The sequence below is a fragment of the Maricurvus nonylphenolicus genome, assembly GCF_042854845.1.
GTDB lineage: Bacteria > Pseudomonadota > Gammaproteobacteria > Pseudomonadales > Cellvibrionaceae > Maricurvus > Maricurvus nonylphenolicus.
The window spans coordinates 3,824,668-3,840,976 of sequence record NZ_AP031498.1 but is presented as its reverse complement, the minus strand read 5'-3'; the positions used below and the strand labels follow the sequence as shown (position 1 = coordinate 3,840,976).

The following is a 16,309-nucleotide window of genomic DNA, read 5'->3' as shown; positions in this document are numbered from 1 at the left end:
TTGGGAAAATTAGCCTCTTTTGTTCCCGTTTCAGGTTTACTCCATGTCCTCAGCCAAGGCCTCCTCCTTCGTTCACCAGCCGATTGCGGCCCCGAACCTGTTTTCCTACCCTAAATACTGGGCGGAATGCTATGGCACGGCCCCCTATCTGCCCATGACTCGGGCAGAAATGGATGAATTGGGCTGGGACAGCTGCGACATCATTATTGTCTGTGGTGATGCCTATGTGGATCACCCCAGCTTTGGCATGGCGGTCATGGGCCGTTTCCTGGAAGCCCAGGGTTTTCGTGTGGGTATTATTGCCCAGCCTGATTGGCGTACCTGTGATCCCTTTAAGGAGCTGGGTAAGCCGAATCTGTTCTTTGGCATTTCCGCCGGAAATATGGATTCCCTGATTAACCGTTATACCGCGGATCTGCGCCTGCGTAGTGACGATGCCTATACCCCCAACGGTGAGCCGGACAAACGCCCGGAGCGGGCGGTGATTGTATACAGCCAGCGCTGTAAGGAAGCTTACCCGGATGTGCCTTTGGTATTGGGGGGCATTGAAGCCAGCCTGCGCCGGATTGCCCAGTACGATTACTGGAGTGACCAGGTACGCCGCTCTGTACTGTTGGATGCTGCCGGCGATATCCTGCTGTACGGTAATGCCGAGCGCGCTATTGCTGAGGTGGCCCATGCGCTGGCCTCCGGTCGTGATGTGCAAGACCTTACCGATATTCGCGGTACTGCCATCGTTCGTCGCCAGGATGAAATGCCCAAGGGCTGGACGGAAGTAGATTCCAGCCGGGTGGACTGGCCCAAACATATCGACAAGATTCCCAACCCGTATGACTTTGAAGCCAAAGACGATGGTAGCTGCTCTAAGCAAGATGATATTGCAGAGAATGAAGAAGAGCTGCAAGCGGTAAAAATTATCCCCATGCCTCTGCAGAGCAAAGCGGATTACGAGTTTGAAAAATCCTATATCCGCTTGCCGTCGTTCGAAAAAGTTAAAAACGATCCTGTGCTGTATTCCCACGCCTCACGGGTACTGCATCAGGAGGCCAACCCACACAACGCTCGAGTATTGGTGCAGCGCCACGGTACGCTGGAAGTGTGGGTTAATCCACCACCGATTCCGTTAAGTACCGAAGAGATGGATGGTGTGTTTGCGCTGCAATACCAGCGTCGCCCACACCCCAGTTACGGTGATGCCACCATTCCCGCCTATGACATGATCAAAACCTCGGTCAACATCATGCGCGGTTGTTTTGGCGGTTGTACTTTTTGTTCTATTACCGAGCATGAAGGCCGCGTGATTCAAAGCCGCTCGCAGGAATCGGTACTGGAAGAGATCGAAAAAATCCGCGATATGGTGCCGGGCTTTACGGGCGGCATTTCTGATCTGGGTGGGCCGACGGCGAATATGTATCACCTTAATTGTAAGGACGATACCATTCAGGCTAACTGTCGACGTCTGTCCTGTGTCTACCCAACCATTTGTAAGAACCTGATTACCGATCATTCTCAGACCACACAGCTTTATCGCAAAGCCCGAGCGATCCCTGGCATTAAACGAGTGGCTGTGGCGTCCGGCTTGCGTTACGACCTGGCTGTGCGTGATCCGGAGTATGTAAAAGAGCTGGTGACCCATCATGTGGGCGGTTATTTGAAAATCGCTCCTGAGCACAGTGAAGATGGCCCGCTGACCAAAATGATGAAACCGGGCATGGGCACCTACTATGCCTTTAAGAAAATGTTCGAGAAATTCTCTAAGGAAGCCGGGAAAGAGCAGTACCTGATTCCTTACTTTATTGCTGCCCACCCAGGCTGTGAAGATGAGGATATGTTGAACCTGTCGCTGTGGTTAAAGAAAAACAAATTCCGCGTCGATCAGGTACAAACCTTTTATCCCTCACCCATGGCATTGGCAACGGCCATGTATTACTCGCGCAAAAACCCGCTGAAGAAAGTCACTTATAAGAGTGAGCAGGTCAATACCCCGCGTACGATTGATCAGCGCCGTTTGCAGAAGTCTTTCCTGCGTTACCATGACCCTAAAAACTGGGGCTACCTGCGTGAGTCGCTGCTTAAGATGAATCGCCGCGATCTGATTGGCGATGGAGCTAACCAGCTGGTACCTTGGGAGGAGCAAAGCGGGCGGCGTCAGCAGCGGGGTAGTAAACCCGGATCGCGTAATAACCAAAAGACACAAGCCAAAGCGGGTAATGGAGCGGGTAATAGTAACTCGCGTCCAAATAACCGCAACTCGCGTAAAGGTACTTCCAGTAAACGCGGAAAACCTTCACGCGGTCGCCGCTAAATTACAGCCTAATCATTCCCGCAATAGCGGGAGTGATATTTCCAATATCTGCTAAAATTAAAGCTGTGTAGCCCTGTTCGGGGTGTATCATGGCAAACGTCGATTCTGCAGTATCTTCTTCACCTGGCGAGAGAGATCTTGAGCAATTAGCGCAAGATCTGCTTAACCTCACCCGAACCATGGTGCAGGAATTACGGCGCGATAAATCAGCTGCGGTTAATGTCTCTCTGGATTGTACGCTGGATCGGGATCTTGGGTTTGACAGTCTAGCCTTGACGGAAATGATCCAGCGGGTGGAGCAGCACTTTAAGGTGCATCTGCCACAACAGATAATCCACACCCTTGAAACCCCGCGGGATTTTTTACGCGAAATTGTACGGGCGGGTAGTGCCCTGGTGGCTAGCGCACCAGAGAGTCATATTCAGCGGCTGAGTCTGGGTGAGGCGGATCCTGCCCCCGATCAAGTACGCACATTGCAGGAAGTGCTCGCCTGGCATTTGCGGGTGCATCCAGAGCGCCCACATATCTATCTTTACAACGATGACGATCAGCTTGAGACCATCACCTACGCTGACTTGCACCGCGGGGCGCAACAGGTGGCTGCGGGTTTGCTTCGTAATAATCTGGAACCCGGTCAAGCCGTTGCCTTGATGTTGCCAACCGGGCGAGATTATTTTGATAGCTTTTTTGGCATCTTGCTGGCGCGGGGAATCCCCGTGCCTATCTATCCGCCTGCGCGTCCCTCACAATTGGAAAGTCATTTACGACGCCATGCCAATATCCTCAACAATGCCCAGGTTACTATGCTGTTGACGGTGTCTGAGGCGAAAATTGTCGGCCAGTTGCTTAAGGCACAGGTACCTGAACTGAAGGGGGTTTATACCCTGGATGATATTCGGCAAGAGGACCCTTCTGCTTACAGTGCTGCCATCACCGGGGAACAGGCAAGGGAGCTGGATATTGCATTTTTACAGTACACCTCTGGCAGTACCGGCTCACCCAAAGGCGTAATACTCAGTCATGCCAATTTGCTGGCCAATATCCGGGCCATGGGTAAAGTGATGCAAGTGGATGCCACCGATGTGTTTGTCAGCTGGTTGCCGTTGTATCACGATATGGGATTGATTGCTTCCTGGTTGGCCAGTCTTTATTTTGCGATTCCGCTAGTGTCTATGTCGCCACTGCTATTTTTAACCCGGCCGCAGCGCTGGCTGTGGGCCATTCATACCCATCGCGGCACTTTATCGGCTTCACCCAATTTCGGTTATGAGTTGTGTCTGCGAACGTTGGAAAAACAAAATCCTTTTGAAGGATTAGACCTGAGTAGTTGGCGAGCGGCATTCAATGGTGCAGAACCAGTAAGTCCTTCCACCATTACACGTTTTACCGAAGCTTTTGCCTGTTACGGTTTCCGCCCTGAGGCGATGGCCCCGGTCTATGGGTTGGCGGAATCATCTGTGGGTTTAGCGTTACCGCCTTTGGGGCGAGCCCCATTAATTGATCGTGTGCAGCGGCAGCCGTTAATGAATAACGGTCAGGCGCAACCGGCCCATGCAGAAGACTCTGAAGCGTTGCAATTTGTTGCAGCCGGTCAGCCACTGCCCAATCATCAAGTGCGTATCGTCGATGAAGCGGGGCGTGAATTACCGGAGCGCACTGAGGGACGGCTGGAATTTTGCGGGCCTTCGGCCACCAGCGGGTATTATCGCAATGCCGAGGCTACCGCCAAGCTCTTTTCCGACAAGTGGTTGGATTCCGGTGATCGAGCTTATATGGCCGAAGGTGATATTTTTATCACCGGGCGCAGTAAGGACATTATTATTCGCGCTGGACGCAATCTTTATCCCCACGAGCTGGAAGAGAAGATCGGTAATATTGATGGCATTCGCAAAGGTTGTGTGGCTGTGTTTGCCAGCAAGGATAAACACAGTGAGACGGAAACCCTGGTGGTGTTGGCCGAGACCCGTGAGGATGACGAAACCGTTAGAGCACAATTGCGAGAGTCAATCACAGAGCTCTGTATTGAGCTGATGGAAACGCCTCCAGATGATATTGTCTTGGCTCCGCCCTATGCCGTACCCAAAACATCCAGTGGTAAAATACGACGTGCAGCCAGCCGCGAAAATTATGAGAAGGGCGAGATCATCAAACCCCAACGGGCTGTTTGGTTACAGCTGCTACGGGTGAGTTTCGCGGGCATTATGCCGTTATTGCGCGGTAAATTACGTCAATCTGCAGATTTGATTTACGCCGTTTATTGTTGGTTGTTGCTGGTAATAATAGCGCCACCGGTATGGTTAATACTTGCGTTACTACCTTCGCCAAGACTTGCGCGCAGATTGGTGTCATTGGCCAGCCGTATGTTGTTAAAGCTATCTGGAACCGCGGTAGAGCTATCCGGTTTGGACAAATTATCTAAAGGCATGTGGGGATCATCCAATACCGAACAGAGAAACTGTATCCTGGTGGCTAATCATGCAAGCTACCTGGATGGTTTAGTGTTATTAGCATACCTGCCTTTGGAATACAGTTTTGTCGGCAAGGTGGAATTGCGACGAAACTTCTTCGCACGCATATTTTTGTCGCGCCTGGAGACAAAATTTGTTGAGCGTTTTGATCTGCAAAAGGGTGTAGCTGATGCACGTGATTTGGCCAAGGATGCCGTATCGGGCCGATCTTTGTTGTTCTTTCCCGAAGGCACTTTTACCCGTATTCCCGGCTTGCGGGAGTTTCACATGGGGGCCTTCGTGGCGGCCTGCGATGCGGGAGCGGCGGTGATACCTGTCACCTTGCGGGGCACACGATCAAAGTTGCGTGAAACAAGTGGTTTTCCGCGGCGTGGAGGCGTTGGTCTTATTGTTGGCGATGTGATAATGCCTGAGGGTAAAGACTGGAATGCCGCTCTGCGTTTAAGTGATCGTGCGCGGGCAGAAATTCAGAAACGTTGTGGGGAGCCGGATTTGGCTACTTAATTTGATTTTGACCAGGGGCTGGAATTAAATTTCTTTCTATAGCGTAACTTTCAAAATCACGGGTGTTTATTGGACGGGAAAACAGGAAGCCCTGGTGGCAATCACAACCGCTATTACGCAGATACTCAAATTTTTTCTCAGTATCTACGCCTTCTGCTGTGACAGCGATATTCAGACTTTTAGCCATATTGATGATGGCAAGTATTATGGCTCTATCCTGGGGGGTATTCTGAATTTTATCGACAAAGGATTTGTCGATCTTAATATGGCTAATAGGATATTGAGAAATGTAACTGAGAGAAGAATAACCAGTACCAAAATCATCCAGCGATATTTCGATGCCTCGCTCACTGAGGCTATTTAATATCCTACGAGTAACATCCGTATTCGTCATCATGACTGATTCGGTTATCTCCAGAATCAAGTTCTCTGTAGAGAAAGAAAATTTCTCCAAGATGTCTAGTAGAATATTGAAAGATTGTTCATCAGCGAAGTGTTTAGCTGAAAGATTTATCGAAAGCTTACAATTTTCGGAAATTACGCCGCGAGTCATCCACTCCTTCCATTGGCAAATCGTGTACTCAAATATCCACTCTGTTACTCGAACAATTAATCCGGTGTCTTCTAACAGGGGGATAAAGTCTATTGGGCTGACATAACCTATTTCAGGATGATTCCAGCGCAATAGGGCTTCGGCGCCCACTAGCTGCGAGCTATCGCCGGAGACCTGTGGTTGGAAGTAAATAGAAAGTTCAGCGTTTTCTATGGCCTGGTTGAGCGAGTTGGACAGCTCCATCCGATAGAGATTTAAGGCGTTCAGTTCATTGGTATAAAAGAAAAGCCCGTTTCTACCACTTTCCTTGGCTCTGTACATAGCCATGTCTGCATGCTTGATCAGCGTTTCTGCATCCATACAGTTTTCGGAACTAATAGCGACCCCAATACTGATGGTCATATACAGTTGCCGATCTTTGATCAAAAAAGGCTCTCGGAAGCTATTTACAATATTCTCAGAAATCGTAGCGATAAAAGCACTATCGACAAAATCATCGAGAATAATCACGAATTCATCACCGGCAAGGCGCGCAACAGTATCGCTACTGCGTACTTGGTTCTGTAGACGATCAGCAACCGAAACTAATAATTCATCTCCTGTGCTGTGGCCGAGTGTATCGTTAACAGCTTTGAATCTATCAAGGTCTATAAAAAGTAACGCTATAATACGGTTGGCTCGCCTGGCGCGACGTAATGATTGTTCAATGCGATCAAGGAAAAGTGCTCGATTGGGTAGTCCGGTGAGCGTGTCGTACTGTGCGGTATACTTTAATTGCTCCTCCAGGGATTTCCTTTCGGTAATATCACGCATAATTCCCGTATATAATACGTTGTGTTCATTCTCACAGCGTGTGACCGACATTTCGATAAACTTTTTTGCACCCGACTTACTGTAATAGTTATATTCGATAGCGTGGGTGTTGTCTTTGGCAGAAGGGTTATTGCTATCTGATTGATGTGGTGAAATGGGGGATAACAGCTTATAGATATTCTGCCCAATCACTTGTTCAACACTCATCAGGAAAATCTTTGCTCCGGAGCCGTTGATACTGTAAATCATACCTTGCTGATCAAAAGAGACTATCCCATCTTGAGAGTTCTCTCTTAATGATATTAATTCTTTATTCGTGCTCTCCAATTGAGTGCGCATTTTATGCATCCGTTCAATACCGGAGAGATAGGCATTAAATATCTGCTGGTTTAGAGGTTTTACAAAGTAAAAATCACCACCAGCATCAAAGCCTTTTTTGTAATAATCCTCCTTGTTTATGGTGCTCATAAAGATGATGGGGGTCCAGCGACTTTCGGTTTTTCGAACTGAGCGGGTAAATTCAAACCCGTTAATTTCGGGCATCTCTACATCACACACAACCAGATCAAACGCGTGTTTTGAGAATAAATCCAGACCTTTGGCGGCAGAGGTGGCTGTTTTTACCTTGTAATCCCGTTCTTCCAACCAGGCTTTAAGCAGCATCAAAATGGCATTTGAGTCATCTATGACCAGTACTTTCACGACTAAGCTCCGTGTCTGACTAGGTGGTACTAGTAGTCAGTCTAGTACAAATAATAGGCTTGTCTTGTACCGGAAGTATGTCGATAAATACGCCAAAGATGTTCAACTATGCATATGTCGTTTAAATCTACGTTTTGGGGTGTTATTAACCCTCCCACCGGCTAGTGGTGGGGAGGGTTATATTTAAGTGATTAGAAACCTTTGCTGTGAATAAAGTCGATAAGGGCGGCGTAAAATTCCTCTTCATCGATATCGTCTGGCCCCAGAGACAGCATATCAGTGTGGTCAGAATCCAGTACGCCTGCTTTGGAGGTCATCTGGGTTGCGTTGGCTGCATTTAGATCGGCAACGTAACCTGTTGAGCCAACTTCAGTAAAAGTATCCAGCGGATCGCCAAACAGACAAAAGAGGCCAGCGCAATCGTCAGGGTTGTACTGTAATCGATAGCCCATCTGCTGGGAGCTTAGGTCAACTGCTCCGTCATCATCGCTATCGTAGATAATGCCATCACCCGTGCCGGCGGTACCGTTATTGTTGCAATCATCCTGGCAATAGCCATCCCCGTCAGCATTATAGCTTAGAGCCAATTCAATGGCAGAGTATATGGGATGCCTTTTACTGTTATCTTGCGCAGTGACAATAGAGGCATAATACTTCGCGACCGAATTACTGACATTATAGCGTTGGTTAAAATCCTTAAGTCCGGTTGTTACTCCATCGTTAGGGTCATAATCTTTGTAGATACCACCTAATCCAGCTGCTATCGCATCATTGGTACCTTGGCTATGACCGTTAACGAAATCAAACAGGGTATCAGCCAACGCCAGGCCGGCAGACAAGCAGGGATCATTGCCATTCGCTAAAGGTGGCAGCAGTTTACAAAATACGTTGTTTTCATTTCGGGTATATAAATCGAGAGCGCGTTTAGCGTAAGAGGTGCCTCGGTGAGGGGAGGAGATACTGATAAGTGCTTTTACTCGCCGTTCTCCAACATGCTCATTGAGGCGATAGGCAACTTTACGGATATCAAAACCGCCTTGAGAGTGCCCGACCAGATTTACATGAGTGTGGCCAGTGGAGCCATAAAGCTGAGTATGTGGTTAAACAGCTCTTCACCTCGAACTTCAGAGCTCTGCAACGATGTCACGGCAAATGCCGCAGCCTTGTTGTTTGTCTGTTGACCTGAACTCAACCAGTCATTACAACCATTAAGCTCAAGAAACTGACAAGAATCTCCAATAAACGTGCCCCAATAGTCTTCGCCAAAATAGTGGTAACCACCTATAGAGTCAAAACCACTAAAACCGTGTGCAAAAATAACGGGATATCGTGTTTCATCTGCCTGGTATTCCAAGGCGTTAGCCGTGTGCGATGAGAATAAATAGGGCAATAGTGTAATTATCGATAAAGTTTTTTTTATTGTATTTATACTTTTCATAGTAGACCTATGTCGAGTTGTGTTGTTGACAATACTTATAGAGCTAAGCACAGAGACTGCATCCGGATTTATTATTTTGCTGGAAACTTCTTATTTCGCTTGACGGTATCGTCGATGGGGAAAAAGTAATATTGAAGTGATGAATTTCGTAATGCAATAAATGTCGATTGGCAAAAGGTAACATTTTATTTGCATATTCAAAGATGGGACTGATTTGATATCTAAGCTATTGCAGTTATCGACTGTCGCCAGTAGTCTCATTGAGGTGAATTATATAATAAAAATAATAAGAAACCAGGTGATAAAAAAGTGACTAATAGAAAAGAGGTGACCGCCATCCTTGTGGTTGTTATCGCGATTTTTGTTGTACTTATGGTTACGCTGCTTGGTTGGTGGCTTGTAATACATGCTGGTAACGAAAAAGACGATAACGCGGGCATTTCATATAAATCCTCTGTGCTAAGAAATATAGTTTCAGAAGAGGTTGTCCCTAAATCGAGAGTGGCTACTGTTCCTAAGGGGGATGTTAAACGCCTGGCTAAGTTGGCTGTATTCTATCAGGACCGATATAGCCCAAGGCTTTCGGCTCCCTATTGGCAAGTAAAGATGTTGGAGAAACTGGTGTCTGATTTTCGGCAGCATTATCCCGATAATTGGTTTAATCAGTTGCAAGTATTTTTGCAGGCCGCATTTCCGGATAACTATCTTGTTTTACTAAACCGTTTGGAAGATTTTTTGGCCTATGATACCTGGTTGGAAAATCTGTCATTGGTCGAATTTAAACATGCAAGTGAGCGTCAAGAAGCGATTTGGCAAGCGCGTTTGATGATATTTGGTGAGGATGCCTGTCAGATTTGGCCACAAGAGCATCAGGAGCAGCAGTTTGCTGAAGCTATTGCACAGCTGGAAGACAATCATGAACAGACGGTTGGTGATAGTTTTTCCGCTTACCTTAATGCCTATGAGCAGACACTCGGTCAACAGGCGAACATAGAGAATGATGGCGATAGGGGAAAATTATTAACACGATTCTTGTCGTTACAATCTGTGCAGCAGGATTTAGAGGCGCTTGATACGGAGTTACGACTAGCGACATTGACTCAGTTAAGAAAGGATGTCGGTATGAGTGATGCAGCAATTGCCCGTTGGCAAGCGCTGGATAAGAGACGCGAGGATCAGCGTCAGCAAGGCACAACTTACTTACAGGCTGTTGAAAAGATTAGATTCAGTGTAACACCGGATCAGGTACAGCAGGAGCGAGCCCGTATACGCCGTGAAATATTCGGTGAACAAGTGGCTGAACGTATTGAGCAGGAAGAGGCGGCAGGTTACTTTCGTTTTCAGCGTCCAGTGATACACGGGGTAAATTAAGCAGAATATGCTCAAATAACCCCTTGGCGAAATTTTGCCGGCGTAAACCCGGTCCAGGACTTAAACGCCCGAATAAAAGCGGCGGGTTCGGAATAACCGGCCTGAATCGCAACTTCTTCGATACTCAATTCAGGGTTGCCCAATGCGTGCATAGCAATATCTCGTCTTACCTGTGATTTGATATTGTTAAAACTCGTGCCTTCTTTAGTAAGCTTGCGACGAATAGTTTGTGTACTGATACCCATGTCCTCGGCAATATCTTGTAGCTCTGCTGGTTGTTGCGACTTGGTGAAGCTAATGCGCAGCGCTTCGTGAATTTCGCGGCTCATTTCACCCTGTACATCCTGTGGTAAAAAGATGTCCAATGGGGCACGACGAATAAATATCTCCGCAGACGCTTCGGTTTGTACGATTGGTAAATCCAGATAATGTGCATCAAAGGTGATTCGATTGAGATTGCTGTTGAATTGAATCGGTGCGCCGTAGAATAGGTAGTGATATTCCTTATAGTAGGTAGGAACAGAAAAATCGAGTTCGACGTTATTAAGAATAATCAGTTCATTGCATAGCCAGCCGGTCAGTCTGTGGAAGACCGCGATAGAGCACTCAATGGCAATATCATCTTTAATCTTGTTATTGATATCACGGGTGCAAATAATTTCAACAATCTGTTTCTTTCGTTTGAGTTCAAATCTCAAACTGTTGAAGAATATATTGCTGAACTCAAGGTAGCGTGCCAAAGCGAGTCCCAAGGTTGGTTGATGGACAGTGCTGAGTACAGATTGCCGAAAATAGCCCGGTGGAATAGGTGCAGCCAAAAGCCCTAGGAATTCATCTTGCATTTGAAAACCGCAGCGTTGAAGAAGTTCGACTGCTGTAGCTACAGGGATGCGGTAGTGCGGTTGTTTAAGCGTCTCGGGATTTACATTACAGCGCTCAAATAGATTGTCGATATCAACACCGGCTTTTCGGGGCCTTTCAAGCATACGCAGGATCATCTCAGAATTGATAGTGATCTGCCTTTTATGGCTGCTTTTACTCGTCATATTCTAGTGTATAGAAAGTTTAAGGGGGGCTTGTTTTGGGTGATTTACATTATAATCTCATGTGTTGATGATTCTTACAATCTTATACAGTTTTAGAAAATATTAATTGCTGAGCGTAAATTGATCATGGCTTTGTCACGATTAAAAAAGTAAACTAAGTTGTTGTATTTTTAATTCATAAGAAATATGGATCACTCTTTTAAAAAGCTTTCTGGTTTGGCGTGGCGCTGGATTATACGTTGAATTTGGCCGCTTTCTTTTAGTTGTATTATTACCTTGTCAATTGCAATAGCCTTTTCTGCTGAGATGTCTTTATAGAAGACAAGGCGGAAGGTGCTTGATTTAGTTTCTTTAATGAGTTTTAGGTTGTTTACCTGGTAAGTATCTACAAAGCTGTTATAAATAGCGAAAGAGCTAAAAAACAGATCAAGCCGACCTGCTAAAAGTGATTTAAATCCGGCGGATCTGTTGATGAATCCCTCGGGAGTAAATGCCAATCCGGTATAGTAACGATAACTTTCTGGGGAAAATATTGATACCTTGATAGCCCCTATTTTATAGTCAAGTAAATCTGACTCTGAATATATTTTTCCTGAAAAATCTGACTTCGCAAAAAATCCAAGACGAGAATGGAATAAAGGTGGGGTGGTGTGACGAATTCTGGCTGATACTGTTTCTTTGGATATTCTAGAGGGTAAACGATTAACAGTTTCTATAATTTCTTCACCATACGGAGTGACGAAAATACTGGCATCGATTTGGTTGTTACTTAAATGGGCAAACAACCTTGCTATAGGTAGAAAGGTACTGGTGAGTTGGCAAGGCTGTTGGTCGGAAATAGTCTTCAATAAGTCGGGAACCAAACCTTTAGTATCGTCATCATTGTGAGAAATTACTCCGTCAGAATACCAGGTTACCACCTTGCTATGGCAGTCTTCTGAAGAATGCACCATTTGGTTTATTCCCAGGCTGAAAAATATCGCGATTGTTGTGATCACGTAGATCGACATATTTTGAAACAATACCAGCTACCACCATTTTGAATGTTATTCGACGCTTAACAGACTTAGTCTAGCAGATAGAGAATCCTGAAGGTTTGCAATTTTACCTTGTTAGTTTTGGTTCTATTTACGCGGATATTTGGCACCTTTGAGAATAAGGGTTTGAAAGTCGATATGTACAGGTAAACCCATAGTTAATGGATCATAGGAAGCTGGTATTGGATATATGGATGTGTAACTTTTGATCAATTTTCTTTGATTTCCACCGTCATAGTTCTGCTGTCCGGGGCTCCATATACTTTGGCTGAGCTCAATGAATTGATTTCCCTTTTAACGGATAGAGAACTATGACTAATCACGCCTATATTTACGACGCCATCCGCACGCCGCGCAGCAAAGGCAGGAAGGATGGTGCTTTACACGAAGTGAAGCCCATTGAGCTGGGTGCAGGTCTACTTCGTGAACTTCAGACTCGCCATGACCTGGATACCTCATACGTCGATGACGTTATGATGGGCTGTACGGCCGCGGTAGGCGAGCAGGGAGCCGATGTGGCCAAAACCATTGCAGTACACGCCGGTTGGAGTGAATCTGTTCCCGGTGTGCAAATGGACCGCTACTGTGCATCCGCTTTGGATGCTGTGAACTCTGCGGCACAAAACATTATGTCTGGCTGGAACCAGATGATCGTTGCCGGTGGTGTAGAGAGCATGTCCCGTATCCCTATGGGTACCGCCGGCGGTGCATTTCTGTTTGACCCGGAATTTGTGATGAAACGCACCTCCGTGCCTCAAGGTGTTGCGGCGGATATGGTTGCGACTATGGGCGGCTGGAGCCGCGAAGATGTGGATGCCTACGCGCTGGAATCACAAAAGCGTGCCGCTCACTCGCTGGAAAACGGCTACTTTGACAAGTCTGTTGTACCGGTAGTTGACGCCAACGGTGTGACCATTCTGGCGAAAGATGACTTTGTAAAACCTGACACCACCATGGAAAAGCTGGCCTCTCTGAAGCCGTCCTTTACCCAAATGGGTGCCTTGGGTATGGATGATCACCTGCTGCAAAAATACCCGCGTTTTGCTGAGGTTAATCATGTGCATACGCCCGGTAACTCCTCCGGTATTGTCGACGGTGCCAGTGCGGTACTGCTGGGTAGTGAGCAGGCCGGTAAAGACCTGGGTCTGACCCCGCGCGGTCGTATTCTGGCCGGTGCTGTTGTAGCTACCGATCCTTCCCTGATTTTCCTGGGCCCAGCACCTGCTGCTGAGAAGTGCCTGAAAATTGCAGGCTTGACGCACAAAGATATTGATCTGTGGGAAATTAACGAAGCCTTCGCCTCTGCGGTTCTTCGCTATATGGAAGATCTGGATATTAGCCACGAAATCACCAACGTTACTGGTGGCGCTATTGCCTTGGGTCACCCACTGGGTGCAACCGGTGCCATTTTGGTGAGCACCATGTTGGATGAACTGGAACGTCGCGGCTTGAAGCGCGCCATGTTGTCACTGTGTGCTGCTGGCGGTATTGGTATTTCAACCATTATCGAGCGTGTATAAGACGAATTCATAAGATGCCATACCCGCGAACAAGGTGAATTGCTCTGCAAGAGAGGGCAGCCTGGGCTGAGCGGGTATCCAGAGACTTCGAAAGAAGACTGACATCTCGTATAGATTATTAAGTGGGAAAGAATGATGAGTGTTTTTAAATACGAAAAAGATCAAGATGGCATTGTAACCATCACCATGGATATGACGGGCCCTGTTAATGCCGTCAACGAAGAATACGATGTGGTAATGACCGAAACCGTTAATCGTCTTGAGGCAGAGACAGATTTGACCGGTGTGGTATTTACCTCAGCTAAAAAGACATTTTTTGCAGGTGGCGATCTAAATTTATTGTTGGCCGTTCAACCCGGTGAAGAAGCTAAATTATTTGAAAAGTTGGAAGAAGCCAAAGCGTTATTCCGTCGCTTGGAAAAACTACCTGTACCCGTTGTTGCTGCTATAAACGGTGCTGCACTGGGTGGTGGTTTTGAATTAACGTTGGCATGTAACCACCGTATTGCGTGGGATGACAAGAGTGTTGAGATTGGTCTGCCAGAGGTACAGTTGGGTCTATTGCCTGGTGCCGGTGGGGTGGTGCGTTTGACCAATCTATTAGGTTTGCAAAATGCATTACCGTTCCTGATGGAGGGTAAGAAGGTTCGTGGTGTCAAAGCTAAAGACGTAGGTTTTATTCACGATACGGTCGCCAGTAAGGACGACCTGCTACCTAAAGCGAAAGCCTGGATTCTGGAAAACAAAGACAATACTGAAGCCGCAGTACAGCCGTGGGATAAAAAAGGCTTTAAAATTCCAGGAGGCAACATTATGCATCCATCTGTTGCTCAGGTCGCCATGATTGCCCCACAAATGCTGAAACAGAAGACCCGTGGTTTGATGCCTGCTCCGGAGAGCATTGTGGAAACGGCTGTCGAAGCCGTAACTGTTGGTTTTGATGCAGCGTTAACCATCGAATCCCGCAAGCTTGCTTATCTGGTTACGACTCCACAAGCGAAGAATATGATCAGTACCTTATTCTTCCAGTTAAACCAGGTAAATGGTGGTGCCAGCCGTCCGCAGGGTTTTGAAGAATCCAAAGTGAAAAAAGTCGGTGTGATCGGGGCCGGTATGATGGGCCAGGGTATCGCTTATGTGGCGGCTAAAGCAGGTATCGAGGTTGTATTGAAAGATATGAGCATGGAGGCAGCTAAGAAGGGTAAGGCTTACTCTGAGAAACTTCTGGATAAAGCCATTAGCCGTGGCCGTTCTGACGATACCAAGAAAGCTGCATTACTTAATCTGATTACGCCAACTGATAAAGATGAAACGCTGGCCGGTTGTGATCTGGTGGTTGAAGCTGTATTTGAAGATATGGGCCTCAAACACAAAATCACTAAAGACTGCGAACCGCAATTGGTCGAAGGCGGCGTATGGGCAACTAATACGTCTAGCTTGCCTATTACAAAGTTGGCAGAAGGCAGTGCAAAACCTGAGAACTTTATTGGCCTACATTTCTTCTCTCCTGTAGATAAAATGCCTCTGGTAGAAATTATCTGCGGAGATAAAACCAGCGAGGAAACTTTGGCAAAAGGTTTTGACTTTGTTCAGCAGTTGAAGAAAACCCCTATTGTTGTAAACGATAAAGTAGGCTTCTTCACTGGTCGAGCTTTTGCTGCGCAATTAGGTGAAGCAGCCATTATGGTTAATGATGGCATAGATCCTATCCGCGTAGACAATTTGGGTAAAGCGATTGGTATGCCTATTGGTCCTCTGGCCATCAATGATGAAGTCAGTTTAAAGTTATTACTGCAGATTCGTAAAGCTCACCTGGAAGCGGGATTGATTAAAGCAGAGGATGAGAAGCGTCCGGACTCCTGGAGTATCAGAGAAACGTTAGTCAACGACTACAACCGAGGTGGCCGTTATCATGGTGACGGTGGTTACTTTGATTATACCGACGAAGGCAAGGTGATTTGGCCGAAGCTGAAAGAGCTGTACGCCAATGATGAAGTAGATGCTTCGGTAAGTGATCAGGATATTAAAGATCGATTGATGTTCAGCTGTGTGATCGAAACCCTGTGCTGTCTGGAAGAAGGTGTTTTACGTAATGTGGCTGATGGTAATATTGGCTCTATTATGGGTATTGGTGCTCCACCTTGGACCGGTGGTTACATTCAATATGTCAATACCTACGGTTTGCAGAATTTTATTGATCGCTGTGACGAGTTGGCAGAGCGTTATGGTGAACGCTTTAAAGCGCCAAAAATTGTTGCTGAGACTTTGGCTAAAGGTGAGACATTTCAATAAGTAAACCTTAAATGCCCGCTATCGATGCACTCGATAGCGGGCTTTTTTATACCTATAAAATACGTCTGAAGTATCAAAGCGACATGAGGGATATAAAGCAGAACGCATGTATAACGGGGTTGCTCTAAATCAACTGTTACTGGTGAGTACATTGCTAGTGTAATGATATTTCTTATATATCCATTCTGAGGTGGATTTTTCCTTCACAAACAAGCTATTATTCGAGGTTATCAGTCTGGTGATCCTCATTTTATTGGGGT

General features: G+C 46.5%; 10 protein-coding genes and 1 pseudogene. 5 read left to right on the top strand and 6 right to left on the bottom strand.

All coding sequences use genetic code 11. The features are described 5' to 3' along the window. The first annotated feature begins 43 nt into the window (after positions 1-43). Both ACGHZ6_RS16610 and ACGHZ6_RS16605 read left to right on the top strand, forming a co-directional pair. On the top strand, positions 44-2,305 hold the full coding sequence (locus ACGHZ6_RS16610; RefSeq protein ID WP_390615117.1) for a YgiQ family radical SAM protein: 2,262 nt from the start codon (positions 44-46) through the stop codon (positions 2,303-2,305). An 89-nt stretch (positions 2,306-2,394) separates the two neighbouring features. Further along, the gene (locus tag ACGHZ6_RS16605) at positions 2,395-5,277 is read left to right on the top strand and encodes an AMP-binding protein (protein WP_390615116.1); all 2,883 of its coding nucleotides are present in this window, start codon (positions 2,395-2,397) and stop codon (positions 5,275-5,277) included. On the opposite strand, the gene ACGHZ6_RS16600 is transcribed toward ACGHZ6_RS16605, so the two are convergent. The 4 genes and pseudogenes from ACGHZ6_RS16600 to ACGHZ6_RS16585 all read right to left on the bottom strand — a co-directional run bounded on the left by ACGHZ6_RS16600 (position 5,270) and on the right by ACGHZ6_RS16585 (position 8,699). Then, positions 5,270-7,345: an EAL domain-containing protein gene (locus tag ACGHZ6_RS16600; RefSeq protein WP_390615115.1), complete on the bottom strand. Its 2,076-nt coding sequence runs from the start codon at positions 7,343-7,345 to the stop codon at positions 5,270-5,272. The two genes, ACGHZ6_RS16605 and ACGHZ6_RS16600, sit on opposite strands and share 8 nt — an antisense overlap. Before the next feature lie 191 nt (positions 7,346-7,536). Continuing rightward, the gene (locus ACGHZ6_RS16595) at positions 7,537-8,184 is read right to left on the bottom strand and encodes a hypothetical protein (RefSeq protein ID WP_390615114.1); all 648 of its coding nucleotides are present in this window, start codon (positions 8,182-8,184) and stop codon (positions 7,537-7,539) included. A gap of 108 nt (positions 8,185-8,292) precedes the next feature. Further along, a pseudogene (locus ACGHZ6_RS16590) lies at positions 8,293-8,400 on the bottom strand (hypothetical protein); the annotation flags it as partial. Between the two features lie 2 nt (positions 8,401-8,402). Beyond that, positions 8,403-8,699, bottom strand: a complete 297-nt coding sequence (locus tag ACGHZ6_RS16585) for a hypothetical protein (RefSeq protein ID WP_390615113.1) — start codon at positions 8,697-8,699, stop codon at positions 8,403-8,405. Between the two features lie 393 nt (positions 8,700-9,092). On the opposite strand from ACGHZ6_RS16585, the gene ACGHZ6_RS16580 reads away from it, so the two are divergent. After that, complete coding sequence (locus ACGHZ6_RS16580; RefSeq protein WP_390615112.1) at positions 9,093-10,154, top strand: hypothetical protein; 1,062 nt, start codon at positions 9,093-9,095, stop codon at positions 10,152-10,154. Positions 10,155-10,165: 11 nt separating this feature from the next. Here ACGHZ6_RS16580 and ACGHZ6_RS16575 read toward each other — a convergent pair whose 3' ends face one another. Then, positions 10,166-11,140 carry an AraC family transcriptional regulator gene (locus ACGHZ6_RS16575; RefSeq protein WP_390615111.1) on the bottom strand — a complete coding sequence of 325 codons (975 nt, stop codon included), beginning with the start codon at positions 11,138-11,140 and terminating at the stop codon, positions 10,166-10,168. Between the two features lie 251 nt (positions 11,141-11,391). Then, positions 11,392-12,153 (bottom strand): substrate-binding periplasmic protein, encoded by a 762-nt coding sequence (locus ACGHZ6_RS16570; protein ID WP_390615110.1) that lies wholly within the window; start codon positions 12,151-12,153, stop codon positions 11,392-11,394. Positions 12,154-12,548: 395 nt separating this feature from the next. Between ACGHZ6_RS16570 and ACGHZ6_RS16565 the strand changes: the two genes are divergently transcribed. Together ACGHZ6_RS16565 and ACGHZ6_RS16560 are read left to right on the top strand one after the other, a co-directional pair. After that, complete coding sequence (locus ACGHZ6_RS16565) at positions 12,549-13,757, top strand: acetyl-CoA C-acetyltransferase (protein WP_390615109.1); 1,209 nt, start codon at positions 12,549-12,551, stop codon at positions 13,755-13,757. Positions 13,758-13,889: 132 nt separating this feature from the next. Continuing rightward, positions 13,890-16,049 (top strand): 3-hydroxyacyl-CoA dehydrogenase NAD-binding domain-containing protein, encoded by a 2,160-nt coding sequence (locus ACGHZ6_RS16560; RefSeq protein ID WP_390615108.1) that lies wholly within the window; start codon positions 13,890-13,892, stop codon positions 16,047-16,049. Positions 16,050-16,309 lie beyond the last annotated feature (260 nt).

Coding starts and splice junctions, on each gene's coding strand:
- ACGHZ6_RS16570 (WP_390615110.1), bottom strand. CDS start 12,153: ATGGTGCATTCTTCAGAAGACTGCCATAGCAAGGTGGTAACCTGGTAT.
- ACGHZ6_RS16610 (WP_390615117.1), top strand. CDS start 44: ATGTCCTCAGCCAAGGCCTCCTCCTTCGTTCACCAGCCGATTGCGGCC.
- ACGHZ6_RS16565 (WP_390615109.1), top strand. CDS start 12,549: ATGACTAATCACGCCTATATTTACGACGCCATCCGCACGCCGCGCAGC.
- ACGHZ6_RS16575 (WP_390615111.1), bottom strand. CDS start 11,140: ATGCTTGAAAGGCCCCGAAAAGCCGGTGTTGATATCGACAATCTATTT.
- ACGHZ6_RS16605 (WP_390615116.1), top strand. CDS start 2,395: ATGGCAAACGTCGATTCTGCAGTATCTTCTTCACCTGGCGAGAGAGAT.
- ACGHZ6_RS16560 (WP_390615108.1), top strand. CDS start 13,890: ATGATGAGTGTTTTTAAATACGAAAAAGATCAAGATGGCATTGTAACC.